Raw genomic sequence first — 26,536 nt, forward strand, 5'->3', positions numbered from 1 at the left:
GTGGCCCGGTGAACGAGCCGACCGGGCTGCGGGCCCGCAAGAAGGCGCGGACGCGCGACGCCATCGCCGACGCGGCCGTCTCGCTGTTCCTGGAGCGCGGCTTCGACCGCGTCTCGGTCAACGACGTCGCGTCGGCGGCCGAGATCTCCAAGCCGACCCTCTTCCGGTACTTCCCCACCAAGGAAGACCTGGTGCTGCACCGGTTCGCGGACCACCAGGGCGAGGCGGCCCGCGTCGTACGCGACCGCGAGCCCGGCACCGAGCCGGTGGCGGCGCTGCACCGGCACTTCCGGGCCGGCCTCGACCGGCACGACCCCGTCACCGGCCTCAACGACCACCCGAACGTGGTGGCCTTCCACCGGCTGGTGTTCAGCACCCCGAGCCTGGCGGGACGCCTCACGCGGTACCGGCTCGACGACGAGGAGGCGCTGGCGGACGCCCTCGGCGAGGGCATCCAGGCACGTCTGCTGGCCGCCCAGGTGCTCGCGGTCCAACGGGTGCTCGCCCGGGCCAACTGGCAGAGGATCGCGGACGACGGCCGAACCGCCCACGACGTCCACCCCGAGGCCGTGGCCGACGCCGACCAGGCGTTCAGCCGACTGCGCTGACAGGCGGCGCTCCCCCGACACCCCGGGTCGGAGAAGGCCCTGCGGCCTGGTAGAGCGCGCTGCCACGGGCCCGGCCCAAAAGCCCGCTCCGGTGAGCGGCCTCCGGCGCGGAAAAGGATTGGACGGGGCGAAGCTCGGGCTTGTAGCTTGCGGTTGACCGTGACGCCGCCCGAGGAGGTGAGACCCATGAACGCTGTATCGACGTGGGTGCTCCCCCTTTTCCGTCACGGCCGGCGGCTGACGTAGGTGCTGCCGGGAGCGCCTCCACACCAAGGCACTCCCGAAAGGCATCACCAATGAACTCTCCGCGGTTCACCGCCGAGTCGTCGTCGCATGGCATGGTCGAGCGCGACTTCACCGTGGGCGAGGTCCCCGGCGTCCTCTGGTCGCCGTCCTCCGGCGCCGATCGCGCACCCCTGGTCCTGATGGGCCACGGCGGCGGCGCCCACAAGAAGCACCCGGCGATGACGGGCCGGGCGCGGCAGCTCGTGACCGGCTGCGGCTTCCACGTCGCCGTCATCGACGCGCCCGGTCACGGCGACCGGCCGCGCTCCGCGCAGGACGAGCAGGCGGTCGCCGCGCTGCGCGAGGCGCAGGAGACGGGCGAGCCGGAAGGTCCGATCGTCGTCCCGTACAACGCCCGTCTGGCGGAGCTCGCCGTGCCCGAGTGGCAGGCGACCCTGGACGCCCTCCAGGAGCTTCCGGAGATCGGCGCCGGCGGGCCGGTCGGGTACGTCGGTATCGCCATGGGCACCGCGATCGGGGTGCCGCTGGTCGCGGCCGAGCCCAGGATCACGGCCGCGGTCTTCGGCATGATGTGGCCCGACGCCCTGTTCGAGCAGGCGGGGCGGATCACCGTCCCGATCGAGTTCGGCATGCAGTGGGACAACGAGCGCATCCCGCGCGAGGGCAGCCTCGCGCTGTTCGACGCCTTCGCCTCGAAGGAGAAGTCGCTGCACGCCAACGCGGGCAAGCACTTCGCGTTCCCGCGGTTCGAGGCCGACAGCGCGGCCCGGTTCCTCGTCCGGCACCTCGGCGGGGCGGTCACCGCGCTGGTCTGACCTGCGCGGTCGCATGTCTGACCCGCGCGGTCGCGGCGCCCGGCTCGTCAGTCGGGCGCCGCGGCCGTGGCCCGGCCTGACCCGCCCCGGACCAGGTCAGGCCGGGGCGGGTCAGGCCCGGTGTTCCGGACGGGACGCCTCAGCCGATCCCCAGGACGGGCAGGCACTCCTCGACGCCGACCAGTTCGATGTCGTCCCGGCGGACCCTTTCCCACGCCTCCCGGCTGAGCCGCCACTGCTGGATGCGCGCGGGCTCACCGCGGCGGGTGTCCCAGTCCGTGCCGTTCGGTTCGTAGCCCAGGCCGCGGGAGACGCGGTTGGATGCCTCGTTGTCGACGAACGCGTCGCTGCCGGCTTCCCGCGCGCCCAGCCCGGCGAAGGCCAGATGCAGCGCCGCCGCCCGCATCTCCCTGCCCAGCCCCTGCCCTCGGCGGCCGGGGGCCAGCCACGAGAAACTGGACACCGTGCGGAACCGCGCGAAGTCCCGGCCGACGAGGTCCTGCATGCCGACCGGTTCGCCGTCGACGAGCACGGCGAAGTACAGCCGCCACGCGTCCGGACTCACCCGGGCGCGGCCGGCCCATACGGCGCGCAGCCACCGCCACTCCCGTTCGGGGCTGTCGGCGTAGAACGAACTCGGGTCGTCGAACGGCCACGGCTCGGCGTCGGCGATCCCGGCCCGCACCAACGGCACGAGACGTTCCAGCAGTTCGTCGGAGGCTCCGGCCAACGTCAGGCGCGGCGTGCGGACTTCGACGTTCAGCGGCGGGTAGGTGTGGGCCACGGCCTGACTGTAGCCAGCCCTCCCGGGCCGCCGCACCCGGGTTGATCCCGGGCGTCGACGGCCGTGGGACGGGGCCCGTCGACCGCCGCCTCCTCGCCGAGCCCGGCCCCCGAACGAGGAACCCCCGATCAGCCCCGGATTCGATCAGCCCCCGATCCGATCAGCCCCGGATCAGCCCTGGCTGGGAGATTCGGCGTCGATAGCACGGTCCGGCAGGGTGACGAGGAGCGTCGCGATGGCGAAGACGGCCAGCACGAGAGCCAGTGTGTGCAGGGCATGCGAGGTCGCGCCGTCGCGGAAGCAGATCCCGATCAGGGTGGACGCCGCGATCGCGCCGAGGAACTGGGCGGTGCGGTAGAGCCCGCTCGCGGTACCGATGGTGCCGGGCGCGGCCTGCCGGTAGAGCACGTTCTGGTTGGCGAGGCTCACCAGGCCCTGCACCGCGCCGAAGACCACCCCCACGATCAGCAGCACCGCCCACGGGGTGGCGGAGCCCAGCACGAACAGCATCGCGGTGCCCAGCACGAGCAGGACCGCCGAGAGCGCCAGCCGCGGCCGGGCCCGACCGCGCAGCGGCAGCGAGGACAGCAGCATGGCCGTGCCCGACAGCGGCAGCAGGACCAGGCCGGCCGCGGTGTCGCCGAGGTGCCTGGTGGTCTCCAGCCACTGCACGTAGCCGAACACCGTGGCATAGAGCGGAACGAAGACCAGCGTCTGGCGCAGGTACGTCCGCAGGATCGGCCGGACCGTGGCCGCCGGACCGAGCCGCAGGAACGGCACGACGGCCCGGCGTTCGACCCTGACCAGCGCGGCGCACGCGGCGGCCGCGGGCGCCAGCAACCACAGCAGCCCGAGGGTGGGGTCGGACAGCAGCAGCATCACCGCGAGCAGGGCCACGCAGAACAGCGCGACACCGGCGACGTCCGCCGGCTGCCTTTCCCCGGCATCGGGGGACTCCCGCGGTACGAGGGCGAGGGTGAGGATCAGCACCAGCGCCGCGAGCGGGGCGTTGACCACGAACACGGCCTGCCAGCCGAAGCAGAGGATGAGCAGGCCGCCGAGGGTCGGCCCGACGGCCGCGACGGCCTGCGAACACACCGCGAGCACGGCCAGCGCGCGCCGTGCCCCGCCGGGGTCGAGGCCCTCCGATTCCTGCTGCCTGCGCAGGACGGCCATCGCGGCGGGGAAGCCCGCGCTGGTGCCGATGCCGATCGCCAGGCGTACCCCGACCAGCCAGCCGAACGAGACGGGCAGGAGTGCGACGAGGCCGGCCACCAGCGTGATCAGGCTTCCGTAGACCAGCGTCCGCCGGGCGCCGAGCCGGTCCACGAGCAGCCCGAGCACCGGCTGCCCGATGGCCGAGGCCAGATAGAGGCCCGACACGAGCCATACGGTCCGATCGGTCCGCGCGCCGAACTCCTTCCCGATCGGGATGAGGGCGACGGAGATGACCGTGGTGTTGATCGGGTTGAGCAGGGTGCTCGTGGCCAGCGGCAGCAGCAGGAGGCCCCCCTTGCCGGAGGCGGCCTCGCTCCCGCCCCGCCCCTCGCCCTGTGCCGGCGCCTGTTCTCGCGCCTGCGCGCTCACCGGGTCTCCTGAGCGCCGATCCGGTAGACGCGTCGCGCCGTGCCGGCGAACAGCGCGGCCCGCTCGTCGGCGGAGGCGCCCGAGGAGATGCGCTTGAACGTGTTCCACAGCGTCGAGTAGGTCGTCCCCATCCGATCGACGGGGAAGTTGCTCTCGTAGAGGCAGCGCTCGGCGCCGAACTCCTCGACGCACGTGGTGATCCACGGCCCCCACAGCCGGGCCAGCAGCTCCGAGGACGGCGGCTCGGCCGCGGTCCGGTAGTCGAACTCGGCGGCTCGGCTCATCAGCCCGCCGAGCTTGCACACCACGTTGGGGCGTTCGGCCAGCCGGCGGATCGAGGCCCGCCACGCGGCGAAGACCTCGTCGCGCCGGCCCGCGTAGGGGCCGTAGCCGAGCGGGAACCCGCAGTGGTTGAGCACGATGGTCAGCTCGGGCACCTCGTCGGCCAGGGCGATGACGTCGTCGAGCTGGTGGTGGAAGACCAGCGCGTCGAGGCTCAGTCCCAGTTCTCCCAGGACGCGCGCGCCCTGGACGACGGCGGGCTCCGCGAGCAGTCCGGGGCGGACGTAGGGCCGGCCGTTCTCGATCTCGTCGCTCGGGTCCCAGTGGCTGGAGTAGCGGATGCCCTTGAACCGGCCGGGGGCGGCGCTCAGGTGCGCGTGCAGCACCTCCTCGACCCCGCGCCCCAGAGCGAGGTCGGCGAACCCGACGATGCCGTCGGCCATGCCCGGACGGCCTGACGTCTCACGGACGACGAACTCGGTCTCGCCGACCGGGCGCAGCTCCTCCGGCCCGGTGCCGCGGTAGTGCGTGACGCACTCGACGAAGACGGTGGACTCGACGCGGTGTCCTGAGCCCAGGTCCTCGGCCAGCTCTCCGAAGAGGTAGGGCGAGGAGCCGATCTCCCACAGGTGGTGGTGGCTGTCCACGATGGGCAGATCGGGCTCCAGGACCGCTTCCTCGGTCCCGCGCGCCAGCCATTCCTCGTCGGAGGGGTGAATCCGGCCGTACTCGGTCGGTCGGCCGGGGGCTCCGAAGAGATCCGATGTGGACATGGTGCGTCCTCCCACTCGTTGTCAGGCCAACAGTTCCACATAGTGACTTCATGACTGCGGCTCTCATTCGCCAGGGTTCATGATGTACTGGATCAAGACCAAGAATTCCGCCACACTGGTCACACATGGTGAAACCAAGGAGGACTGATGAGCAGCCCTGTGGACGGACCGACGACTGCCACGCCCGGCGGGGAGACCGCACGACGGGCGTTGCGGCTGCTCCGGGCGGTCGCCCTCGCCCAGGAACCTCGGCGGCTGGCGGAGTTGCAGGCCGAGACAGGGCTGAACAAGAGCGTCACCTACCGGCTGCTGCGGATCCTGCAGGAGGAGGGCTACCTGAAGCACACCGCCGAGGGCTACTCGACGGGCGGCGAACTGATCGCACTGGCCCTGACCGCCCTTCCCCGACGGAACAGCTACCTCGCCGCCCGTCCGGTGATGCAGGCGTTGACCTACCGCATCGGGGAGACCGTCACGCTGCACCGGCGCGCCGACGACCGGGCCGTGATCGTACTGGTGGCGGAGAACCAGGACCGGCCGATCCGCTATGCCGCGAGGGTCGGCGAGACGACGGAGCTCGCCCGGGGATGCACCGGCCGCGCCATGCTCGCCCAGCTGCCCGCCCACGTGGTCCGGCAACTCCTGGAGAGCACCGCCGACACCGCGGAGACCACGCTGGACGACGTGGAGCGGGTCCGGTCGAGCGGCTGGTCGTACACCGAGGAGGCCAACCACACCGGCGTCGCGGGCATGGCCTGCGCGCTGCCCCGGCGCGACCCGAGAGCGGAGGTCATGACCCTCAACATCTCCGGACCCGTGGGCCGGATGAACGCCCAGGTCGCCGCGCGCCTGGCTCCCGTCCTGATCGACGCGGCGAAGAAGCTCTCGGCCCTGGGCGTCAACTTCGACCCGGCCGACTGACGCGGTCGCGGTCGCGGCGCGGCACGGCACTGCGCTGCGCTGCGCTGCGCGGGCAGCGAAGTGGCGAGCATCGCCCCCGTGGGTGCGCTCGCGCGGTGAATATCCCCTCCGCGCCATGTCATCATATGATGACATCATCTGATGACAATCTTGGAGAACGTTGATGAGTGGCCGCCATACAGGACCTGACCTGCGACACCGTGCTCTGGTCCCCGTACTGGTCTTCGTAGGCACCGTGGTCGCCGTGATCAGCAGCCTGGGCGCTCCCCTGGTGCCCACCATCGCGGCCGTCGACCACGTCTCACTGTCCGACGCCCAGTGGTCGCTCACCATCACCCTGCTCGTCGGCTCGATCGCCACACCCGTCCTGGGGCGGCTGGGCGACGGGCCGCACCGGCGGGGAGTCGTACTCGGAGCCCTGGCCGTGGTGACGCTCGGTGGCGTGCTCGCCGCGCTGCCACTCGGGTTCGGCTCCCTGGTCGCCGGACGCGGCCTGCAGGGCGTGGGCCTCGGCCTCGTCCCGCTGGCCATCGCCACCGCACGCGACGCGCTGTCGGCCGAGCGCTCGCGGTCGGCCGTCGCGATGCTCTCCATCACCACCGTGGCCGGTGTCGGCCTGGGCTACCCGCTCACCGGCCTGATCACCGAGTCGCTGGGCGTCCACGCGGCCTTCTGGTTCGGCGCGATCATCTGCGCCCTGGCGCTGCTCGGCGCCGCACTGGTCCTCCCCGAGTCCGGCGCCCGGAAGAGCCGGCCGCTGGACGCGCTCGGGGCCGTGCTCCTGGCCGTCGGCCTGGCCTCGCTGCTGCTCGCACTGAGCGAGGGCGACGTCTGGGGATGGACCTCTCCCCGCGTCCTCGGCATGATCGTGTTCGCCGTCGTCGTCCTGGTCGCCTGGAGCCGCCACGAGCTGCGCACCGGCCACCCGCTGGTGGACCTGCGGTCGCTGCGGAACCACTCGGTCCTGACCGCCAACGTCGCCGGCCTGATCGCCGGTGTGGCCATGTACATGTTGATGTCGATGGTGACCCGCTTCGTCCAGACCCCCAGCAGCGCCGGCTACGGATTCGGCACCTCGGTCCTGGTCACCGGCCTGGTGCTGCTGCCCTTCTCCGCCGCCAGCGTCGCGTCCAGCAAGCTCGTACCGCTGCTGGCCAGGCGGACCTCGTCCGCGATGGTGCTGCCGATCGGCTGCGGGGTCTCGCTGGTGTCGATGGTGCTGTTCCTGGTCGCCCGCGGCAGCCTGTGGGAGCTCTTCGTCATCATGGGCGTCGCCGGGCTCGGCGTCGGCTGCACCTTCGCAGTCATGCCCGGGCTGATCGTCAACGCGGTCCCCTCACACGAGACCGGCAGCGCCATCAGCTTCAACCAGGTGCTGCGCACCATCGGCTACACCACGGGCAGCGTGCTGAGCGCGGTCGTCCTGGAGGCGCACACCCCGTCCGGCCAACCGCTGCCGACCAACAGCGGATACGAGACCGCCGCGTGGCTGGGTTGCGTCATCTGGGTGGTCACCGCTGTCGTTACGATCATCGTGCCGAAGCGGGGGGCCGCGGCCGCGAAGCGCGCCATGACTGTGGACGAGGAAGTGCTGATGGACGAGAGCATCGCCGACGCCGAGACGGCCGAGGACACCACCTCGGCCGCCCACGCCCGGTCCGCCCGGTGACCACCGGCAAGCGACGCGACTCCGCGCGCAGCCGGGCACTGCTGCTGGAGGCGGCGGCCAGCCTCTTCGCCGAACGCGGCTACGACCGCAGCACCACCCGGGAGATCGGCGAGCGCGCCGGGGTCGACCCGGCCCTGATCGCCCGCTACTTCGGCGGCAAAGCGCAGCTCTACCTCGCGGCACTCGACCTCGACCGGGCCAGCGCCCCGCCCGCCGACCTGCTCGAACCGGAGCGCACCAGGATGCTCCTCGAAGCGGTGGCCCGACGCGGCGCAGGCCCCCTCTTCCGGGCGGCCATCACTCCCCTGGAGGACCCCGAGGTCCAGGCCGCCGCCATGGGGCAACTGGGCTGGCGGCTGGTGGACCCGCTGTGCCAGCGGTTCACCCGCGAGGGCCTGGACCGGCCCCAGCTGCGGGCGGAGCTGCTGGTGGCCTCCTTCCTCGGCGTCATCCTGTCCCGTAACAGCGGCGCGTTCCGCGCGCTGGCCGAGGCCGACACCGAAGAGGTCGTCCAGCTGGTCCTGGGCATGCTCGACCAGAGTCACTGACCACGGCCGCGCCAGGCCCGGCCCGGCGCCCGCCCCGGCGCCGCGAGCACACCGCGCTCACCGGACCAGGCACCCGGCCCCGCACGACGCGTGCGGGGCCGTCGCCGTACGGTCCCGGACCGGTCACAGGTGGTAGGGCTGTCCGGTCTGCGCGGGGGAGATCTGGTCGGTCGGAACCTGCTTGAGGGCGGCCATCACCCGCGGGTCGGAGACCAGGGAGACCAGCTGCGCCTCGGTGAGCGGCACGAGGGCGCGTCGGGGTTACCGATGCGCGCGCACAGGGCAGCACGGGTGTTGCGGCGCGGGCGCGGCCGGACATGGAGAGGTGACGGCCGCCCCTTCGAGAGGACGCCCATGGCGATCAGCACCGAGACCGACTACGAGGCGATGTACCGGCAGCACTACCAGGAGGTGCTGCGCTTCGTCAGACGGCGTGCGGACGCCGCGCAGGTCGACGACATCGTCGTGGAGACGTTCACGATCGCCTGGCGGAAGCGGCGTTCGCTGCCCGAGGACGTCGCACCCTGGCTGTACGCCACCGCGCGCAACACGATGCTCAACGCCCACCGCGGCCTGCGGCGCCGGGCGGCGCTCGCGGTGCGGATCGCGGGACAGCCCCGGGACGACTCCTACGACCCCGCGGGCGCCGCCGACGCCCGGATCGATCTGGGCGCGGCGTGGCGCCGGTTGGCGGCCAGGGATCAGGAGGTGCTGTCACTGGTCGTCTGGGAGGGCCTGACCGACGCGCAGGCCGCCGTGGTCCTCGGCTGCTCGCCGTCCTCGGTCCGGATGCGGCTGTCCCGGGCGCGGGGGCGGCTGCGCGAGCTGCTCGGGCCGGTCGCCGTCGTCCCGAGCGGTCAGAGGGTCTCCCGGTGAGAGGCGGACCGCCCTTCGAACGGCGTCGGACCGACGCGGCGCCCGAGTCCCGCCCCTTCGTACGGAATGGAACGACCATGCCCGAGAACCTCGATCTCGACCTGTTCCTCGCCGGCCACGACGCCGCCCCCGACGGTGAGCTCACCGCCGCCGAGCTGGAACGGCGCGAGCGGCTTCTCGGCTCCCTGCTCGCCGGGGAGCGGAGCCGCCGCCGGTCGCGGGCGCCCCGCAGCCGGGCGGTGTGGGCGGGGGTGGCCGTCGTCGCGACGTGTGCCGCCGCCTACGGTGCGGTGACGCTGAACGGCGGCTCGGCCGCGCCGGAGCGTGGCGTCGCCCTCACGAAGCCGGAAGCGGGCGGCAGCAGCGCCGCGGCCGCCTCCCCGTCCGCCTCCCCGTCCGCCTCCGCGGCCACGGCGCCGTCGCACATCGACCCGCGGTGCCTCGCGTGGGCCGACGGCCTGCCGGTGGGCAAGGACGCGCCCGCCGTCGCCGTCACCGCGACCGGAAAGGCGCTCGGCGAGATCGTGCTGGCCGGCGGGAAGGCCTACGCGTGCGAGGTCAACGGGGACGGAAGCGGCGGCTTCGAACTCCTGGGCCCCGCCGCCGTGGACGTGGCGGCGAAGCAGCTCGTCCTCGGTCCGGGAAGGTCGGAGGCGAGCCGGACCGGAAGCGGCGCCGGCACCTCGTTCACGGTCGGCCGGGTCGGTACGGGCATCCGATCGGTGGTCCTGCGCCTGCCGGACGGGCGCGGTGTGGCCACGAGGGTCCAGAACCACTGGCTCATGGCCGTCTGGACGTCCACCAGCACGGGCCCTGACATCACGTCGGGGACCGTCACGTACACCGACGGCACCACGCACCCGCTCCCGCAGAGCGTGCTCGGCGACCAGTGAGTCCTCGATCGGCCACGAGGCGGACGCGGGCGGCGCAGCCCGCATCCGCGTCGCCCGCCCGTCCGCCCGTCCGCCCGTCCGCCCGCCACCTACCCCGCACCGCCGATGCGGCGGATCTCCTCCAGCGGGTACGGGGTCCGCCGGCTCCGGCTCTGGAACGCGAGGTTGAACCCCGACACCACCGCGGCGACCGGCGCGTGGCGGGCGATGAGGGCCGCGGCCTCCTCGGGGATTCCGGTGGGGCGCCCGCGGCTGCCGTCCGCGTAGCCGCGCACCAGCGCGTAGCGGCCGTCCCGGTCCTCCCTGCGGACGCCGCACAGGGCGGTGACCAGCCAGTTCACCAGGTACGTGGCGGCGTAGCAGCGGTCGTAGACCTGGTGCCGGTCGAAGAAGTCGGCCTCGTCCCGGGACAGTTCGAAGTCGGAGGAGATGGCGAGACCGTAGTCCGCGAAGTAGAGGTGCCGGCCGTCGGTCAGGATGTTCTCGAAGTGCACGTCGAAGTGGAGGAGCCCGCGGCTGTTCATGAACGGGATACCCGCCTCCAGCTCCTTCTCCACCATCGCGCAGGCCCGGTTGGCGGCCTCGTCCCCCGCTTCCACCTGCACGCTCAGCCACTGGTGCAGGTTCTGCGGGATGTACTCCAGGAACAGCGCGACGCTCGCCGAGGACCGCCGAAGAGCCTCGATCCGACGGCGCACCGGCGCCCCGCCGCCCCAGTAGGCCACGGCCTGTTCGACGTCGGCCAGGTCCTCGGGCAAGGGTGTCGAGTCCGGCACCACCCGCCAGTGGTACATCAGCGGGAAGCCCTCGTACTCCCCCGCGAGCGCCCAGTCGGACGTCGCGGCCTGCGCCGCGAGCTCGCGCCAGACCCCGAAGCCCGCTGCGCCGCGGAGGCCGACGCCGTAGTGGCAGAAGAGCGGCAGCCCGAACAGGTTCGCCGTGGACCCGACGTGCTCGGGCTGCCGCTCCAGGTCGGTCAGGGGCACCCGCTTGACGAAGACCGGCGTTCCGGCGACGTCCAGCCGCGCCGACTTCCCGCCGATACCGGACCCGAGCGGCACCGCCTCGTCGTCCAGGAGCTTCCGCAACGCGTCGTCGCTGAGCGCGGCCAGGGCGGCGGAGACGGCTCCGTGGGCGGCGAGGCGCCTCGCGCGCCGGTCGGGGGCCGTGTCCTGGGACCTGCCGGGGACTTCCACTGCCGCCTCCACGTGTGCGCTGAACCCGACCTCGCGTCGACGGCCCCGGCCCCGGCCCCGCCGCCAGGGCGCCCTCGCCGCGGTGCTGGTAACGGGCACTCGTACCAGTGAACGTCGAAGTGCCCTTCGTGGTGCCCGTGCCAGTTGCCGTGGCCGTGCCCGTTGCCGCGCCCGCGCCCGTGCCCGTGGCCGTGCCCGTGCCCGTGCCCGTTGCCGTGGCCGTAGCGGTGCGCGGACCGGACGGCCCACGCCCGGCAGCGCCGCCCGAGACGAGGGCCGCTTTTTGAACGGCGTGTGAAACCCGCCCTCGAAACCGGCACAGAACCACTCTTTCCGCGCTCCGAGTCGTTGACACCCCGCCGAGCGGCTGCCTAGCGTACGGCCAGGCCAGCACGGCGAACGACACCGGACCGCAAAGGTCGGTGGCACGCGGCAAGCCCGTCATGGGCGGACGAGGTGGGCGGAATGGACGCAGGGACGGCGACAGCCGCACAGCGCTGCCACACCCGTACCTGCTGCTGTCCGGGCTGCTGTCGACCCGTGGGCCGCACTCTCTGTCGAGGCTGACCCGCAGGACCGCGAGCCCGTCGGCCGGCCTTCTCTGAGACCGGGTCCGCCGGCCCCTCCGAGCCGCAGCCTCCGCCGCCCTCACCGCCGGTGCCAGTGCCGGTGCCAGCGCCAGCGCCGGTGCCCGGCCGCGCGCACCTCCCGCTCGGCAGGTGCGTGGCGCGACGGGCCGAACGCACCCCTCCCGCATCTCCCATCCCCCGCGGTCCCGGACGCCCCGGAGCCGCGCCGTGCCCGCGCCGCGGGACGGTCCCTCCTTGCCCACGGAGTCCCCGATGAGCGAGCCCTCCCCGACCGCACCCGCGATCCCCCACCCGGCCGAACCCACCGAAGATCCACCATCACCGCCCGCTCCAGGCCGACTTGACGTGTCGTCAGTCCGCCGGCCGACGGACCAGCGTGTCGTACCGCTGCGCCACCCCGGGCGCTGGGTGCTGACCGCGGCCGTCCTCGTCGTCGCCGCCCAACTGGTCCACGGGCTGGTCACCAACCAGTTCTTCCAGTGGCACCGGTTCGGCTACTGGTTCCTGCGCCCGGCGATCCTGCACGGCCTGTCCACCACCCTCCAGGTGACGGCGTGGAGCGCGCTGCTGGGCCTGCTCGGCGGCATCCTGCTGGCCGCCGCACGGCTCTCGCGGAGTCCGGTACTGCGCGCGGTGAGCTGGTTCTACGTGTGGCTGTTCCGCTCGGTGCCGCTCATCGTCGTCCTGCTCTTCCTCTACAACTTCCAGGCGCTGTACGCCACGTTGAGCCTGGGTGTGCCGTTCGGTCCGGGGTTCGTGCACTTCGGCGAGGCGAAGGTGGCCACCGAGATGGTGGTCGCGGTGATCGGCATCAGCCTCAACGAGGCCGCGTACGCCGCCGAGGTGGTGCGCGCCGGGGTGCTCTCCGTCGACCAGGGCCAGCACGAGGCGGCCGCCGCGCTCGGCCTGCCGCGCGGCTACCAGTTCACCCGGATCGTCTTCCCGCAGGCGCTGCGCGCGATCGTACCGACCTACGTCAACCAGCTGATCGGGCTGATCAAGAGCACCTCGCTGGTCTTCTACGTCTCGCTGCTCGACCTGTTCGGGCGGGTGCAGACCCTCAGCAGCACCTACCCGAGCGACATCGTGCCGCTGCTGCTGGTGGCGACCGTCTGGTACCTGATCCTCACCAGCCTGGTGTCAGTGGTCCAGTTCTACGTGGAGCGGTACTTCTCGCGCGGCGCGCTGCGCAACGTGCCGCCGACCCCGCTGCAACGGCTGCGGGCGACACTGCGGGACCTGCGTGCCCGCGTCGCGACGGAGGTGGCCCGATGAGCGCTACGACCCTCCCGGAGCCGGCCGGCGCCGCGGCGGTACGGCCGGCCGCGGTGAGCGTGCACGGCGCCTGGAAGAGCTTCGGCGGCCAGCAGGTGCTCGCCGGGATCGACCTGGAGGTGGCCGCCGGCGAGGTGCTGGTGGTGCTCGGGCCCTCCGGGTCGGGCAAGTCGACGCTGCTGCGGGCGATCAACCACCTGGAGCAACTGGACGCGGGCCACGTCGAGGTGGGCGGGGAGCCGATCGGGGTACGCCACTACCGCGGCCGGTTCAAGGAGCTCGGCCAGCGGCAGATCCGCGTCCAGCGCGGCCGGATCGGCTTCGTCTTCCAGAACTTCAACCTCTTCCCGCACCTGACCGCGCTGGACAACGTGGCCGCCGCGCCCGTCGCCACCGGCCGGGCCACCCGCGCCGAGGCCCGCGAGCGGGCCCGCGCCCTGCTGGACCGGGTGGGGCTCGCCGAACGCGCCGAGAGCTACCCCCGGCAGTTGTCCGGCGGCCAGCAGCAGCGGGTGGCCATCGCCCGGGCGCTGGCCCTGGAACCCGGGGTGATCCTCTTCGACGAGCCGACCTCCGCGCTCGACCCCGAACTCGTCGGCGAGGTGCTGGCGGTGATCAAGGACCTGGCCACCAGCGGCACCACGCTGATCGTGGTCACCCACGAGATCGGGTTCGCCCGGGAGGTCGCCGACTCGGTGGTCTTCCTCGACGGCGGCCGGGTCGTCGAGCAGGGGCCGCCGTCCGAGGTCCTGTCCGCGCCCCGCCACCCCCGCACCCGGGAGTTCCTCAGCCGCGTGCTGTGACCAGGGGCCGGCACCCCGCCCCGCCTCCGCTCCCCACGCCTCGACCACTCCTGCCCGTTCCCCGCTTCGAGCCCGCCCCTCGCACGACAAGGAAGGTCGTCATGCCTCGTCCCACCCTCCGCACCCCGCGCCCGGCCGGTGTGAGAACGCGCACCGCCCTGGCCGCCACGGCCGTCGGCGCGCTCCTGCTGGGGCTCGCCGCCTGCGGCAGCGACAGCAGCGCGGACGACTCCGCCCCGGCCGCGGCGACCGCCAAGGGCGCCGTCGTGGTCGGCGCGCTCTCCAACGGCGCGGCCAAGCAGACCACGCTGACGGTGCCCGAGGTGGCCTCGATCCGCGCGGAACTGCCCACGTCCGTACGGGACAGCGGGCAGTTGGTGGTGGGCGAGGGCTTCCTGCCCTCCGGCTCCCCGCCGCTCGGCTACGTCGGAACCGACCAGAAGACCCTCACCGGGGCCGAACCCGACCTCGGCCGACTGGTCGCGTCCGTCCTCGGCCTCAAGCCGGTGATCAGCAACGCCACGTGGGACAACCTCTTCGTCGGCATCGACAGCGGCCGCACGAACGTCGGCTTCTCCAACATCACCGACACCGAACAGCGCAAGGAGAAGTACGACTTCGCCTGCTACCGCCAGGACAACCTCGGCTTCGAGACCCGCAAGAGCGACAACTGGACCTTCAACGGCGACTACCACGTCCTCGCCGGGAAGACCGTCGCCGTCGGCTCGGGCACCAACCAGGAGAAGATCCTGCTGGAGTGGCAGAGCAAGCTCAAGGCCGAGGGCAAGAAGCTCGACATCAAGTACTACCAGGACAACAACAGCACCTACCTGGCGCTGTCCTCCAAGAAGATCGACGCCTACTTCGAGCCCAACCCCAGCGTCGCCTACCACGTCACCACGACCGCGGGCACCCCGCAGGCCACCCGCAGCGCGGGCACGTACTCGGGGGCCGGGGCGAGCCTCCAGGGCCTGATCTGCGCCACCACCAAGAAGGACGACGGCCTGGTCAAGCCGGTCGCCGACGCGATCACGTACCTGATCAAGAACGGCCAGTACGCGCAGTGGCTGGCCGCATGGAACCTCAGCAACGAGGCCCTGCCCAGCGCGCAGATCAACCCGCCGGGGCTGCCCCTGACCAACTCCTGACCTCGGCGGACAGACGGCGCCAGGCCCAGCCGTACGGCGCGACGACGAGACGACGCGACCGCGCGACGACGAGACGGCGCGACGGCGCGACGGCGCGACGGCGCGATCGCGCGACGGCCGGGCGCCGTACCCGTCGTGTCGCACCACCCGCAGCACCCGCAGCTCCCCCCGCGGCACCCGAACCGGAACGGAGAGTCAAGGCGACCATGTCGACCAGCCTTCAGCCCCCGCACGATCCGCCGGCCCACCCGCATCCCCAGGACACCCCTCTCTCGGACGACCAGGTTCGGGACTCCCGGGTTCCGGATGACCGGGTTCCGGATGACCGGGTCCTTGATGACCAGGTCCTGGACAACCCAGCGTGGGCCGCGCTCAACGGCGCGCACCGCCACCTGGCCGAGGTCGTCGGCCAGGCCGGGCGCTACCTGGAGGACGTCGCCCCCTTCGTGGCGATCGCCGACGCCGACGACCCGCAGGCGTGGGCGGACCTGACCCGACTCATCGGCCCCGGGAACTCCTTCTCCCTGTCCGGGGTGGCGCGGCTGCCCGAGGGCTGGACAGCGGGCGAAGCCATCCCGGGCGTACAGCTGGTGGGAACCTCCGTACGCGGCGAGTTCACCCCCGAGGCCGCGCCGCTGAGCGCCGCCGACGTACCCGACATGCTCGACCTGGTGGCCCGCACCCGTCCCGGCCCGTTCCGCCCCCGCACCGTGGAGATGGGCTCCTACGTGGGCATATGGCACCGGGGCGCCCTGGTGGCCATGGCCGGCGAGCGCCTGCACCCGCCGGGCTGGACGGAGATCAGCGCGGTGTGCACCGACCCCGCCCACCGCGGCAGGGGCTTCGCCTCCCGCCTGGTCCGCCACGTCGCAGCCGGCATCCAGGCCCGCGGCGACGTCCCCTTCCTCCACGCCGCCGCCGCGAACACCCCGGCCATCAGAATCTACGAGTCCCTGGGCTTCACCCTCCGCCGCCACACCCTCTTCCGCCTCGTCCACATCCCACCCCACCCCCCGACCACCCCCGAGGGATGAGATCCCCGCGTGGGAGGGGAAACACGGGCGGACGGTCTCGGGTCGGCGGCCTCACCTGCCATGTGCGCCTGAGATCGCGAACTACATGTCTCGTAGACATGTTTGACACACCTTCAGAAACTTGAATGCTTGACAACATGGCGGCCGAAGTTAGGCTCACACCTGACATCAGCCACGGTGGCCCCTCCCCCCGCGGCCTCTCGCAGCGCCGCGCGGGGGAGGGTCCGCCCGTGAATCGTGCCCGGAGGCAACCATGTTCGGTGGCAAGTTCAAGGCACTCGCGGGAGTCGTCGCCGCAGGGGCGCTCGCCCTGGTGGTCGGCGCGTCCGCAGCCCCGGCGTCGGCCGTCGCCACTCCCCCGGACGGAGCCGTCACCCTCTACTCCGGCGTCTTCAGCGGGCAGTCGCAGTCGTACACCCCCGCGCCGGGCTGCACCGCGCTGCCCTTCGCCGCCCACGCCGAGTTCAACTTCAGCCCCGTGGGCTTCTCCGTCTACCAGTCCACGGACTGCACCGGACCGGCCCTGTACTTCCCGACCAACGACTTCCACGACTTCACGGACTTCGACGGCCGCAGCATCCAGTTCGCGAGCTGAGCGGCGGCACGCGGCACCACACCCGCCCGCAGCGGCCCAGCTGAGCAGGGCGCCCGCCGGAGCGGACGCCCTGCGAGGGTGCGGGGTCAGGAGGAGGTGACCGGCGCCTTGCCCTTCTGGTCCGCGACGCCGGCGCTCAGGAGCGCGCTGTCGGGCGTGCCGAGGTAGGTCAGGGTCTTCGCGTCGAAGACGAACCCGCCGACCGCGCTCGTCGGCGAGCCGTTGGGCTTCGTGTAACCGAGGCCGATGCCGGAGCGGCCCGCGGCGTCCTTGACGTTCTTCACCACGTACACGTCGGGAAGCTTGGCCAGGGCACGGTAGAGCGCGGAGTCGAGGTCGGGGAGCAGGGTCGCCTCGTCGAGGATCGCTCCGACGTTCTCGAACACAATCTCCGTCAGCCGGGAATGCGCCACACCCTCGCCGCCCTCCTCCAGCTTCTTCAGCAGGGCGTCGGGGTCGGTCGGGAGAGCCTGCAGCTGCTTGAAGTTCAGGTACCCATCGCCTCCCACCATGGCGATGTTCTCCGTCTGGGACGGGTCGGGCGTGCCGTCCGCCGACAGCGCGACAAGGTGCCGGAGACCCTCCCGCTTGCCGTCGACGGGCTCCCACTCCTCGCTCTGGACGTTCCCCTTGTACGTCTTCAGGCCCGTGACCTTCCCCTTGGAGTCCCTGATGAACGTCGTGGGTCCGTCCCACACGCGCGAGGAGCCCTCCGTGCTGGTGTAGATGTACTGGTTGTCGCCCACCGTGACAGCCGGGGACTCGGAAGCGGCCAGCGCGATCTGGTTCAGCACCTTGACGGCCTGGTCGTGCTGGACCGCGGAGGCGCTGGCGCTGCCCTTGGGGTCGTGCGAGCCGACCACCGCCACGCCCAGGCCCACGACCACGGCCAGCGCCAGCGGCGCGGCGCCGAGGACGAGGCGCCGCGAGGGGCGGCGACGGGCCGGAGGCGTGGACGACGGGGTCGGAACCGGCGACTGCTGACCGGCTTCGTCGGTGATGTTCTCCATCAGATGCTCCCTCAGGACACGGTGGCGGTCCTGCGAGAGCACCGGACGGCCCGGCGCGGGCAGCAACTCGGCCAGGTCCTGGTGGTCGACCGGCTGATCGCGTCGTCGCGGGTGGGTGTTCATCGCTGCTTCTCCTGAATGGACCGAGCCGCCTGGTGGCGGCTATCCAGTACCTGTCCGACCAGATCGGTGCGTTGCGTCTTTTCCCGCGCGGACGTGAACCCCGCGCCGCCGGGAACGTCGCCCCGGCTCACGTCGCCCTTCTTACGGCCGAGTTCGGCCTCGGCGAGCTTGCGCAGGCGCTTCCTCGCGCGCGACAGCCGAGCCCGGACGGTGCCGACGGCGACTCCGAGTGCCTCGGCCGCGGTGGCCGCGTCCAGGCCCTCCCAGACGCACAGCGTGAACACCTCGCGCTCGCCGCGCCGCATCGTGCCCAGCGCCTTCTGCACGGCCGCCAGCTCATCGGCGTCGGCGAACCGCCGTGCCACCTCGTCGGCGATGTCCGGCACCGCCTCGGGGGGCGGGATCTTGGTGAGCGCGGCCTGGTGTCTTCGCGCCGCCCGCGCGGTGTTGCGCGAGACGTTCGTCGCGATACCCAGCAGCCACGGGCGCAGGCTGTCCTCCCCCGGAAGCACCCGCTCGCGCAGCCGCCACGCTTCCAGAAAGGTCAGCGACACGATGTCGTCGCCCATGACCCAGTCCCCGGTCATCCGGACCGCGTGCCGGTAGACCACCGAAGCATGCTCGTCGAAGAGCAGCCGGAAGGCATCCGGGTCCCCGGCCCGCACCCGGGCGCGTAGTGAAGTATCCACACTCCTCCCTGTCCCCGGCGCGGCCCGCGTTGCCGTGACCCACGTCACGGCCCGACCGCGCCGAACCCCCGCCGCAGCTCACCCCCTCCCGAGCGGAGGGTAAGCCGGGAGGGCCGCACCCGCGCAGGCGGGGGCACGGGCGGGGGCACGGGCGGGGGCACGCGCGTGGACCCGCCGGGGCGGCGACCGGACGTCCTGACGGGTCCGGGTCGGCCCAGCGGGTCCACGTGACGGCTGACGTGACCGGTTGCCGTTCGGGGACTTCGGGGACCTCAGGGGCTCTCGGGCCCTTCGGGTCCTTCGGAGACCTCGGGGAGGGGTCAGGTCGCGGGGGTGTAGAAGCCGGTGATGTCCGCGAGGAGGTTCACGGAGCCGGCGTTGTTGTAGAAGTCGAGCTTGCCGTTGACGAGGGGAACGACGACGAGGTTGGCCGTCGTGGCTTCCGGGGTGAAGTTGAGGCTGGACGTGCCCGGGCGGGTGGTCCCGTTCGGGTAGGCGGTCGCGTAGCTGGTGGTGGTCGCGCCCGTCGCCGTCACGTTGAGGATCACGGCCGTCGCGGCGGCGGGAACACCCGCCTTCCCCGCCACCGGCAGGGTCACCGTGGCACCCGCCCCGAGCGCACCCTTGGCGACACCCGTCCCGTTCCGCGTGTCCATCAACCGCGTCGGCGCCAACGTGTGGAACGTCGAACCGGTCCCGTCCGCCGTGTAGTAACCCGAGATGTCCGCCAGCAGGTTCACCGACCCCGCATTGTTGTAGAAATCAACCTTGCCGTCCGTCAGCGGAACCACCACAGCGTTCGCGATGGTGTGCCCAGCGACGTAGTTGAGGCTGGACGTACCCGGGCGGGCGGTGCCGTCCGGAAACGCCGTCACGTAGCCGGTGGCGGTCGGCCCCACGGCGGTGACGTTCAGCACCGCGGCCGTCGCGGCGGCGGGAACACCCGCCTTCCCCGCCACCGGGAGGGTCACCGTGGCACCCGCCCCGAGCGCACCCTTGGCGACACCCGTCCCGTTCCGCGTGTCCATCAACCGCGTCGGCGCCAACGTGTGGAACGTCGAACCGGTCCCGTCCGCCGTGTAGTAACCCGAGATGTCCGCCAGCAGGTTCACCGACCCCGCATTGTTGTAGAAATCAACCTTGCCGTCCGTCAGCGGAACCACCACAGCGTTCGCGATGGTGTGCCCAGCGACGTAGTTGAGGCTGGACGTACCCGGGCGGGCGGTGCCGTCCGGGTAGACGATCGTGTAACCGGTGGCCGTCGCGCCCGTCGCCGTCACGTTCAGCACCGCGGCTGTCGCGCCCGCCGGAACACCCGCCTTCCCCGCCACCGGCAGGGTCACCGTGGCACCCGCCCCGAGCGCACCCTTGGCGACACCCGTCCCGTTCCGCGTGTCCATCAACCGCGTCGGCGCCAACGTGTGGAACGTCGAGCCCGGCAGCGCCGCGTCAACGGTGAAGCCGCCGGGGAGTTGGGCCGCCGCGGCCGTCGGGGAGGCCACGCGGACGGTCCACGTGCCGGGGGCGGCGCCGCCCAGGTCGAACGACGCGTGCAGGGACGTGCCGTCGCTCACGGAGTCCACGGTGCCCGGCACCGGCGAGGTGCCGTCGTCGGGCGTGAGCCATACCGTGTCGCCCTGCGCGAACCCGGTGCCGGTGAGGGTCACCGGCGTGAGGCTGCCCGAGGGGGCGTGCGCGGGGCTGACCGCGGTGAGCGTCGGCGCGCCGGCCGAGGCGGCCGGACAGAACGCCGTGCACGTGCCCGACAGCACGTAGTCCGCCGCCGTGCCGTTCTCCGGCAGGTCGATGAGGAGCAGCGCGTTCCCGGCCGGGTAGTTGTACGGGATGAAGCAGCTGGTGGTGGACGCTCCGTAGCTCCCTTGGCACTCGTCGGTGCCGTTCGGCGCGTAGAGGTGGGCATCGACCCCGTCACCGGTGGCCGGTTCGCCCAGGCCGCTGATCGTGAGGCGCTCGTACTGCCCCACCGGGACGGTCGCGCACACCGCGGGCTTCGTGGCGGTGAGCGTGCCGACGAGCGGGCCGAACCCGGCCTGACCGTTCGCCAGCGCCTCGCACTGCGACGGGAAGGCGCCGTTCGCCAGCAGCTGCCACGCGTCGAGCCGGTAGTCGAAGGGCGTCCCGTCGTAGTTGTCGGCGATGATCACCGCCTGGTAGCTGGTCGAGCCGGTGACCTGGCAGACGGCTCCGACCCGGTTGCACACCGCCTTGCCCTGCGCGTCCGTGACGAGCAGCTGCGTCTTCTCACCGGTGCCGGCCGTGGACAGCCACATCCGGTCGGCGGCCGAGGTGGTGGTGACGCGGACGCAGGCCGCCGCGAGCGTGGAGCCGAGCGTGCCGGTGGTGGGCGGGCCGCCGATGCGGGTGGAGCCGGCCGTGCCGCACGTCGCGGTGGCTCCGATGTCGCGGTGCACGAGCTGGTAGGTGACGTCGGCGCCGCCATCGCCGAACGCCGACCCGCCGACCATCACCGCGGTGTAGGCCGTGCCGGGGGTGAGGCCGCAGAACATCGCCGACGAGTAGCCCGCGGAGGACTGGCAGACCTCGTTTCCCTGCGCGTCGGCGATGTAGACACCTGCTGAGGGGGTGTTGTCCGCGTCGGTGTAGTCGAACATCTCCGTCGCCGAGTGCTGCGCCGCCCCGATGCTCAGGCACCGCACGGAGGCGTCGGCGGTGAGCGTCACGTCGGCGCCGTGCGCGTCGCCGAAGGGCGACTGCGGGAAGGCGGTGCAGCCGTCCGCCGAGTCCGTCCGGGCCACGGTGACCGCATAACGTCCCGTCACATTCGCTGTGAGGGACGGATCGTCCTCCATGTGCAGCAGCACCCGGAAGGGCGCCGTGCCGGTCAGCGCGCACTCCGTCAGCGTGTAGTCCCATGCCTCGCACTGCTGCGCGCCGGTCGCGTCGACCACCTCGGCCTGCGGGTTGAGCACCCCGTCGGCCTCCGGGTTCACCAGGTACAGGCCCTTGCCGGACGAGGTCGGCAGCGTCAGGCAGTCGCGTTCACCGGGCCCTTGGAAGGTGCCGCCGACGGCACCCGTCGCGAAGCCGGTGTCGGACACGGGGGTGCAACCCGCCGTCTGCGTACGGGAGACGAAGACCGGGACGAACGGCGTGCCGTCGAGGTAGCCGGGCCGGGAGATGAGGGCGTACGTTCCGGGATCGGTCAGGGTGCACAGGTCGTCGAACAGGTCGCATGCCCGGGTGCCGTCCTGGCGGTAGACCTGCGTGCCACCGACGTCGTAGGTGCCCGCGGCGGTGACCTGCACCAGCCGGCAGGGGTTGGAGGAGGCGGTCGGCGCGGTGCCGTACGTCTGCGGGGCGAGCGTGGCGCAGCCGGCCGGGTCCGACAGTCGGGCGACCCGCATCGTGTAGCCGCCGGACGGGGCGCCGTCAGCGGGGATGACCAACCGGTAGGGACCGCTGCCGGTCAGCACGCAGCCGTCCTGCACGGAGCCGTCGTCCGAGACGCGGGTGCAGCTGTCGGCACCGGTCGCGTCGACGATGACGGGGTACAGCCCGCCGTAGACGTCCTCGTTCGCCGCCACGTCGATCCGCTCGCCCGCGGTGCCCGTGAACGGCTGGCAGTCCACCTCGACCGGGGAGCTGAACGCCTGCCTCAGCAGCGGAAGATCGTACGAGGTACCGACGTTCGCGGCGCAGCCGTCAGTGCTGCTGAGCGGCACGACGGCCAGCGAGTAGGGTGCCGCGTCCCAGATCGAGCTGTTCCGGACCAGCAGGGTGTAGGTCCCCGCCTCCGGCAGCGGGTCGCACGTCAGGTCCCCGCTGCCCTGGCACACCTGGTCGCCGGCCGCGCTGTAGAGGGTCCATGCCGCGGAGCCGCTGGTGGCCTCGCCGCCGACGAGGGAGACGCGCACGGGCCCCGCGGGCAGCGTGACGGTGCGGCAGTCCATGCCCTCGATCGGCAGGGTGCCATTCGCCACGGCGTCCCCCGGGTCGCCGAAGGGCGCCGCGGCCAGTGCGGCGCAGCCGCTCGGGTGGGAGAGCCTGGCGATGCCCACCTGGTAGGAGACCGCCTGCGCGTAGGCGTCGCGCAGCACCACCTGGTACGGGCCGGTGCCCGTCAGCGTGCATGCGGCGCCGTACTGGCCGACGGTGCACACCGTGGTGAGGGCCGAGTCGTAGACGGTCGCCTGGAGCTCGTACGAGACGCCGGTCAGCTCCAGCAGGTCGCCGTTGGAGGCCGCGTCGGCGCTCAGGGCATAGCAGGCGGAGGCGCCGCCGGCGGCGATCGAACCCGTCAACGGGTCGGCGCCGAAGGCGAGATCGGCGTCGGTGAGGGTCGGGCAGTCCGCTGCGCGCAGCGAGGACACCGCGAGCGTGTACCCGTTGGCGCTGTACCCCCCGTTGACGGTGAGCGTGTACACACCGGCCCCGGACGTACGGCAGTTGGCCGGCCCGGACCAGCTCAGGATGGAGCAGTTCACGGAGGACCCGTCCGGACCGGTGAGGCTCCCGGTAGCCGACGCGTCGCCGCTCTGCGTGAGCTGGACGGTCAGCAGGTCGGTGTCGGCGGTGGTGGTCACCGTGTAGGTGTCCGTGCCGTTGGCCGGGATCGACGCGCACGCGTACACCGTGTCGAACGCGAGCGCACCGCCGCAGTCGGCGGGGTCGGTGTCGGCGGGTGCGGCGGCCGAGGCGGCACTGACCGAAGCCTTGGCGCGCAGCGTCTTGAGCTGGGCGGCAGTAGGCTTCTTCGGGTTCGGCTTCGCGGCGGACTTGGCCGTCGACTTCGGCCCGGCCGTCGGCTTCTGCTCCTGCTTCGGCTTCTGCTTCTGCTTCGGCTTCTGCTTCTGCTTCGGCTCGGAAACGGACTGCTTCGGCCCGGTGTGGGTGGCCGCCTGCGCTCCGCCCCGCGCGCTGCCGCCCGGCCCGGTGCTCGCGACCGCCGCTCCGGCAGGCGCGACGAACAACGCCGCGACGGCGAGCAGCAACGCGACCAGGGTGCCCCCCAACACCCTCCTGGGCGCGCCGCCCTGCCTTCGGGCTCCCCCGCTTCCCCCTGGCCTGCCGCTTCCTCCGGGTCTACCGCGCCCTTGCTCCGCGCGTCCCCGCCCGTACCCGTACGCCATCGTGCCCGCCCCCAGACTCGCTCGGCCTGCGCCGCCCCGCGGTAACCCCCGCGAGCCGCACGCCCTGTACGGAGGGCCCCGTCCGTCCTGGCCGCCCCCCGGCTTGCCCCGCCCCGACGACGTTCCGCCGCCGCAGCGCGCGCCGGATCGTAACATCGAGCCCCGTCATGGCACCGACAATTAGCCTGTGCCCAGCACGAGTTGGAGCCGTGTGGTCCGGGCATCCCCGCACGAGCGGGGAGCACCCTTCTCGACCTGGGACTTCAGTCGCGCCGGCCCCGGAACCTCCCCACCTCCGCAGATTCCGGCACATCACCTCGACCGTCACGTCCGGCGCTCAAAATGCCGGCCCCAGCCCCGACCTGCGCCTCTAAGCTGCGCCCTCATGGCCACCACCACGACCTCCCCCGGCGACGACACCCTCCGCCCGTTCCGTGTCGCGATCCCCGACGGCGACCTTGAGGACCTGCGTCAGCGCCTGGACCGTACCCGGTGGCCGGACGAACTGCCCGGTGTCGGCTGGGCGTACGGCGTGCCGCGGGAGTACCTGAGGGAGCTGGCGCACTACTGGCGGCACGAGTACGACTGGCGTGCCGCCGAGGCGCGGCTGAACGAGTGGCCGCAGTACATGACGACGATCGACGGCGCCGACGTGCACTTCGCACACATCCGCTCCCCCGAGCCGGACGCGACGCCGCTGATCATCACGCACGGCTGGCCCGGCTCCGTCGTCGAGTTCGAGCGGATCGCCGGCCCCCTCACGGACCCCCGGGCGCACGGCGGCGACCCGGCGGACGCCTTCCACCTGGTCCTGCCGAGCATCCCGGGGTTCGGGTTCTCCGGCCCCACGCGGGAGGCGGGCTGGGAGTACAAGCGGGTCGCGGCCGCCTTCGCCGAGTTGATGCGCAGGCTCGGCTACCGGCGCTACGGCGCCCAGGGCGGCGACTGGGGTGCGGCGATCTCCCGCGAGCTCGGCCGCATCCGCCCCGACGAGGTCGTCGGCGTGCACCTGAACCTGATCCCGGGCGCGGCGGCCACCGCCGAGCCGGCCGCCGAGCTGCTGGCCCGGCTGAGCCCCGACGAGCAGCGGCGCACCCGTGCCTCGTGGGAGCGGACACGGGCGTGGAACCGTGACAAGCAGGGCTACGCGGACATCCAGTCGACCCGCCCGCAGACGCTCGCCTACGCCCTCACCGACTCACCCGTCGGCCAACTCGCATGGATCGCCGAGAAGTTCAAGGAGTGGACGGACTCGTCGGACCGCCCGGAGGACGCCGTCGACCGCGACCACCTCCTCACCAACGTGATGCTGTACTGGCTCACCGGCACTGCTGGTTCTGCCGGCCGCCTCTACTACGAACGCGCCCACGCGGCCTACTGGGGCACCGAGGCGGAGCCGTCGTCGACGCCGACCGCGTTCGCCTCGTTCCCGCGGGAGAACTTCATCGCGCTGCGCCACATCGCCGAGCGCGGCAACACCATCGTCAGGTGGACGGAGTTCGACCGAGGCGGTCACTTCGCCGCCATGGAGCAGCCGGAGCTGCTGACCGGCGACCTCCGCGCCTTCTTCCGCACGCTGCGCACCGCCGGAGACACCCCTTGATCCCCGCTCCTAGGCCAACAGGACTGCTGTCAGGTCGCGTCGGGGAGGGCGGAGAAGCGTGAGCGTCCGGGGGAGAAGCGGACTGCTGCGCAGGCACCGGGACTTCCGCCTGCTGTGGTGCGGAGAGACCGCCGGGAAGTACGGCTCGTCCGTCACCTCCGTGGCGATGCCGCTGGTCGCCGTCTCCACGCTGCACGCCGGCCCCTTCGACGTCGGCCTGCTGAGCGCGTCCGCCTGGCTGCCGTGGCTGCTCATCGGGCTGCCGGTCGGGGCGTGGGTGGACCGGACGCGGCGCCGGCCGGTCATGCTGGCGGCCGCCGCCGCGTCGTTCCTGCTCTTCGCCCTGATCCCGGTGGCGGGGTGGGCGGGTCGGCTGAGCGTCGGGCTGCTGGTGGCCGTGGCGCTGCTGACCGGCACGGCGGCGGTGTTCTTCCAGACCGCGTACAGCGCCTACCTGCCCCTCCTCCTCGAACCCGCCGATCAGCCCGAGGGCAACGCGAAGCTGCACGGCAGCGCGTCCGCCGCGCAGATCGCCGGCCTCGGGTCCGCGGGCCTCATCGGGCAGGCCGCGGGCGTGGTCGACGCGATGTTCGCCAACGCGGGAACGTTTCTCGTCTCGATCCTCTGCCTGGCGGGCATCCGCAAGCGCGAGCCGCGCCGCGACCGCGCGGCCGCCCGGCCCCGGGGCGCCCTGCTCGCCGAGGTCGGCGAGGGGCTGCGGCTGGTCGGCCGCGACCCGTGGCTGCGCTCGCTGACGCTCTTCGGAGCCGCCTCGAACCTGGCGCTCATGGGCTACCAGTCGATCCAGGTCGTCTTCCTCGTCCACGCCGTGGGTCTGGCGGACGGCGCGGTCGGCGGGCTCGTCGCGACCACCAGCCTGGGCGGCGTGGTCGGGGCGCTGGTCGCCCGCCGGGTCGCCGTGCTGGTGGGGACGGCCCGCGCGACGGTGCTGTTCGAGCTGGGCGCCACCGTCCTCGCCCTGCTCATGCCGCTGGCGTCCCCCGGGGCCGGGCTGCTGCTCTTCGCCACGGGCGGGTTCGGCGTGGCGGCCGGGGTGGTGGCCGGCAACGTCATCACGGCCGGCTTCCGGCAGCGCTACTGCCCGCCCGAGCTGCTGGGGCGCCTCACCGCCAGCTCGGCCTTCCTCAACTACGGAACGATCCCGCTGGGCGCCCTGCTCGGCGGCTGGCTCGGCGGTGTCCTGGGCCTGCGTACGGCGATGTGGATCACGACGGCGGGGGTGCCGATCGCCGCGCTCGTCCTCCTCCTCTCCCCCGTCGGCCGCGTCCGCGACCTCCCCACGGCGCCCGCCCCGGCCGTACCCCCGCTCCTCCCCCACCCGGCCTGACCCCTGCCC

General features: G+C 72.6%; 22 protein-coding genes. 14 read left to right on the forward strand and 8 right to left on the reverse strand.

Annotated features, from left to right (window positions below; all coding sequences use genetic code 11):
- Positions 1-8 precede the first annotated feature (8 nt).
- Positions 9-608, forward strand: a complete 600-nt coding sequence (locus BS72_RS04335) for a TetR/AcrR family transcriptional regulator (protein WP_037906527.1) — start codon at positions 9-11, stop codon at positions 606-608.
- 296 nt (positions 609-904) lie between these two features.
- Positions 905-1,669, forward strand: a complete 765-nt coding sequence (locus BS72_RS04340; RefSeq protein WP_037906531.1) for an alpha/beta fold hydrolase — start codon at positions 905-907, stop codon at positions 1,667-1,669.
- A 139-nt stretch (positions 1,670-1,808) separates the two neighbouring features.
- Here the strand turns inward: BS72_RS04340 and BS72_RS04345 are convergent, their stop codons facing one another.
- From BS72_RS04345 to BS72_RS04355, 3 genes are all read right to left on the reverse strand, one after another.
- Positions 1,809-2,453: a GNAT family N-acetyltransferase gene (locus tag BS72_RS04345; protein ID WP_037906533.1), complete on the reverse strand. Its 645-nt coding sequence runs from the start codon at positions 2,451-2,453 to the stop codon at positions 1,809-1,811.
- Positions 2,454-2,624: 171 nt separating this feature from the next.
- Positions 2,625-4,040, reverse strand: coding sequence for an MFS transporter (locus BS72_RS04350; protein WP_232792206.1), 1,416 nt, complete (start codon positions 4,038-4,040; stop codon positions 2,625-2,627).
- On the reverse strand, positions 4,037-5,095 hold the full coding sequence (locus BS72_RS04355; RefSeq protein ID WP_078900998.1) for an amidohydrolase family protein: 1,059 nt from the start codon (positions 5,093-5,095) through the stop codon (positions 4,037-4,039). Before BS72_RS04355 ends, BS72_RS04350 begins: the two co-directional genes overlap by 4 nt.
- A gap of 147 nt (positions 5,096-5,242) precedes the next feature.
- Here BS72_RS04355 and BS72_RS04360 point away from each other — a divergent pair, with 147 nt between their 5' ends.
- The 3 genes from BS72_RS04360 (at position 5,243) to BS72_RS04370 (ending at position 8,233) form a co-directional block, all read left to right on the forward strand.
- A complete protein-coding gene (locus BS72_RS04360; RefSeq protein WP_078900999.1) occupies positions 5,243-6,016 on the forward strand; it encodes an IclR family transcriptional regulator in 774 nt (257 codons plus the stop codon).
- Between the two features lie 163 nt (positions 6,017-6,179).
- Positions 6,180-7,685 carry an MFS transporter gene (locus BS72_RS04365; protein WP_078901000.1) on the forward strand — a complete coding sequence of 502 codons (1,506 nt, stop codon included), beginning with the start codon at positions 6,180-6,182 and terminating at the stop codon, positions 7,683-7,685.
- Positions 7,682-8,233: a TetR/AcrR family transcriptional regulator gene (locus BS72_RS04370; protein ID WP_051950668.1), complete on the forward strand. Its 552-nt coding sequence runs from the start codon at positions 7,682-7,684 to the stop codon at positions 8,231-8,233. The genes BS72_RS04365 and BS72_RS04370 overlap by 4 nt, the downstream gene beginning before the upstream one ends.
- A 123-nt stretch (positions 8,234-8,356) precedes the next feature.
- Here BS72_RS04370 and BS72_RS39090 read toward each other — a convergent pair whose 3' ends face one another.
- On the reverse strand, positions 8,357-8,479 hold the full coding sequence (locus tag BS72_RS39090; protein ID WP_265736774.1) for a hypothetical protein: 123 nt from the start codon (positions 8,477-8,479) through the stop codon (positions 8,357-8,359).
- Between the two features lie 108 nt (positions 8,480-8,587).
- Here BS72_RS39090 and BS72_RS04375 point away from each other — a divergent pair, with 108 nt between their 5' ends.
- Both BS72_RS04375 and BS72_RS04380 read left to right on the forward strand, forming a co-directional pair.
- Positions 8,588-9,109, forward strand: coding sequence for an RNA polymerase sigma factor (locus BS72_RS04375; protein WP_037906539.1), 522 nt, complete (start codon positions 8,588-8,590; stop codon positions 9,107-9,109).
- 77 nt (positions 9,110-9,186) lie between these two features.
- Positions 9,187-10,002: a hypothetical protein gene (locus tag BS72_RS04380; RefSeq protein WP_037906542.1), complete on the forward strand. Its 816-nt coding sequence runs from the start codon at positions 9,187-9,189 to the stop codon at positions 10,000-10,002.
- An 89-nt stretch (positions 10,003-10,091) separates the two neighbouring features.
- Here the strand turns inward: BS72_RS04380 and BS72_RS04385 are convergent, their stop codons facing one another.
- Positions 10,092-11,198: a serine/threonine-protein kinase gene (locus BS72_RS04385; RefSeq protein ID WP_037906545.1), complete on the reverse strand. Its 1,107-nt coding sequence runs from the start codon at positions 11,196-11,198 to the stop codon at positions 10,092-10,094.
- 842 nt (positions 11,199-12,040) lie between these two features.
- Between BS72_RS04385 and BS72_RS04390 the strand changes: the two genes are divergently transcribed.
- From BS72_RS04390 to BS72_RS04410, 5 genes are all read left to right on the forward strand, one after another.
- On the forward strand, positions 12,041-13,063 hold the full coding sequence (locus BS72_RS04390; RefSeq protein WP_037906548.1) for an amino acid ABC transporter permease: 1,023 nt from the start codon (positions 12,041-12,043) through the stop codon (positions 13,061-13,063).
- Positions 13,060-13,866, forward strand: coding sequence for an amino acid ABC transporter ATP-binding protein (locus tag BS72_RS04395; protein ID WP_037906551.1), 807 nt, complete (start codon positions 13,060-13,062; stop codon positions 13,864-13,866). The genes BS72_RS04390 and BS72_RS04395 overlap by 4 nt, the downstream gene beginning before the upstream one ends.
- A gap of 101 nt (positions 13,867-13,967) precedes the next feature.
- Positions 13,968-15,014 carry a transporter substrate-binding domain-containing protein gene (locus tag BS72_RS04400; RefSeq protein ID WP_078901001.1) on the forward strand — a complete coding sequence of 349 codons (1,047 nt, stop codon included), beginning with the start codon at positions 13,968-13,970 and terminating at the stop codon, positions 15,012-15,014.
- Between the two features lie 206 nt (positions 15,015-15,220).
- The gene (locus BS72_RS04405; protein ID WP_037906554.1) at positions 15,221-16,048 is read left to right on the forward strand and encodes a GNAT family N-acetyltransferase; all 828 of its coding nucleotides are present in this window, start codon (positions 15,221-15,223) and stop codon (positions 16,046-16,048) included.
- 253 nt (positions 16,049-16,301) lie between these two features.
- Positions 16,302-16,643 (forward strand): hypothetical protein, encoded by a 342-nt coding sequence (locus BS72_RS04410; protein WP_037906556.1) that lies wholly within the window; start codon positions 16,302-16,304, stop codon positions 16,641-16,643.
- Between the two features lie 86 nt (positions 16,644-16,729).
- Here BS72_RS04410 and BS72_RS04415 read toward each other — a convergent pair whose 3' ends face one another.
- The 3 genes from BS72_RS04415 to BS72_RS37730 all read right to left on the reverse strand — a co-directional run bounded on the left by BS72_RS04415 (position 16,730) and on the right by BS72_RS37730 (position 23,459).
- Positions 16,730-17,776 carry a CU044_5270 family protein gene (locus BS72_RS04415; protein ID WP_037906558.1) on the reverse strand — a complete coding sequence of 349 codons (1,047 nt, stop codon included), beginning with the start codon at positions 17,774-17,776 and terminating at the stop codon, positions 16,730-16,732.
- Positions 17,773-18,465 carry an RNA polymerase sigma factor gene (locus tag BS72_RS04420; protein WP_037906560.1) on the reverse strand — a complete coding sequence of 231 codons (693 nt, stop codon included), beginning with the start codon at positions 18,463-18,465 and terminating at the stop codon, positions 17,773-17,775. Before BS72_RS04420 ends, BS72_RS04415 begins: the two co-directional genes overlap by 4 nt.
- A 320-nt stretch (positions 18,466-18,785) precedes the next feature.
- Positions 18,786-23,459 carry a hypothetical protein gene (locus BS72_RS37730; RefSeq protein WP_037906562.1) on the reverse strand — a complete coding sequence of 1,558 codons (4,674 nt, stop codon included), beginning with the start codon at positions 23,457-23,459 and terminating at the stop codon, positions 18,786-18,788.
- A gap of 502 nt (positions 23,460-23,961) precedes the next feature.
- Here BS72_RS37730 and BS72_RS04430 point away from each other — a divergent pair.
- Both BS72_RS04430 and BS72_RS04435 read left to right on the forward strand, forming a co-directional pair.
- On the forward strand, positions 23,962-25,179 hold the full coding sequence (locus tag BS72_RS04430) for an epoxide hydrolase family protein (protein WP_037906564.1): 1,218 nt from the start codon (positions 23,962-23,964) through the stop codon (positions 25,177-25,179).
- Between the two features lie 58 nt (positions 25,180-25,237).
- On the forward strand, positions 25,238-26,527 hold the full coding sequence (locus BS72_RS04435) for an MFS transporter (RefSeq protein ID WP_037906566.1): 1,290 nt from the start codon (positions 25,238-25,240) through the stop codon (positions 26,525-26,527).
- Positions 26,528-26,536: the final 9 nt, after the last annotated feature.

It is taken from the genome of Actinacidiphila yeochonensis CN732 (assembly GCF_000745345.1).
GTDB classification, from domain to species: domain Bacteria; phylum Actinomycetota; class Actinomycetes; order Streptomycetales; family Streptomycetaceae; genus Actinacidiphila; species Actinacidiphila yeochonensis.

Excerpts from the sequence above, each read along its gene's own strand:
- BS72_RS04395 (WP_037906551.1), top strand. The coding sequence starts at position 13,060 with ATGAGCGCTACGACCCTCCCGGAGCCGGCCGGCGCCGCGGCGGTACGG.
- BS72_RS04360 (WP_078900999.1), top strand. The coding sequence starts at position 5,243 with ATGAGCAGCCCTGTGGACGGACCGACGACTGCCACGCCCGGCGGGGAG.
- BS72_RS04380 (WP_037906542.1), top strand. The coding sequence starts at position 9,187 with ATGCCCGAGAACCTCGATCTCGACCTGTTCCTCGCCGGCCACGACGCC.
- BS72_RS04390 (WP_037906548.1), top strand. The coding sequence starts at position 12,041 with ATGAGCGAGCCCTCCCCGACCGCACCCGCGATCCCCCACCCGGCCGAA.
- BS72_RS04415 (WP_037906558.1), bottom strand. The coding sequence starts at position 17,776 with ATGAACACCCACCCGCGACGACGCGATCAGCCGGTCGACCACCAGGAC.
- BS72_RS04355 (WP_078900998.1), bottom strand. The coding sequence starts at position 5,095 with ATGTCCACATCGGATCTCTTCGGAGCCCCCGGCCGACCGACCGAGTAC.
- BS72_RS04340 (WP_037906531.1), top strand. The coding sequence starts at position 905 with ATGAACTCTCCGCGGTTCACCGCCGAGTCGTCGTCGCATGGCATGGTC.
- BS72_RS04365 (WP_078901000.1), top strand. The coding sequence starts at position 6,180 with ATGAGTGGCCGCCATACAGGACCTGACCTGCGACACCGTGCTCTGGTC.
- BS72_RS04410 (WP_037906556.1), top strand. The coding sequence starts at position 16,302 with ATGTTCGGTGGCAAGTTCAAGGCACTCGCGGGAGTCGTCGCCGCAGGG.
- BS72_RS04375 (WP_037906539.1), top strand. The coding sequence starts at position 8,588 with ATGGCGATCAGCACCGAGACCGACTACGAGGCGATGTACCGGCAGCAC.
- BS72_RS04405 (WP_037906554.1), top strand. The coding sequence starts at position 15,221 with ATGTCGACCAGCCTTCAGCCCCCGCACGATCCGCCGGCCCACCCGCAT.
- BS72_RS04400 (WP_078901001.1), top strand. The coding sequence starts at position 13,968 with ATGCCTCGTCCCACCCTCCGCACCCCGCGCCCGGCCGGTGTGAGAACG.
- BS72_RS04430 (WP_037906564.1), top strand. The coding sequence starts at position 23,962 with ATGGCCACCACCACGACCTCCCCCGGCGACGACACCCTCCGCCCGTTC.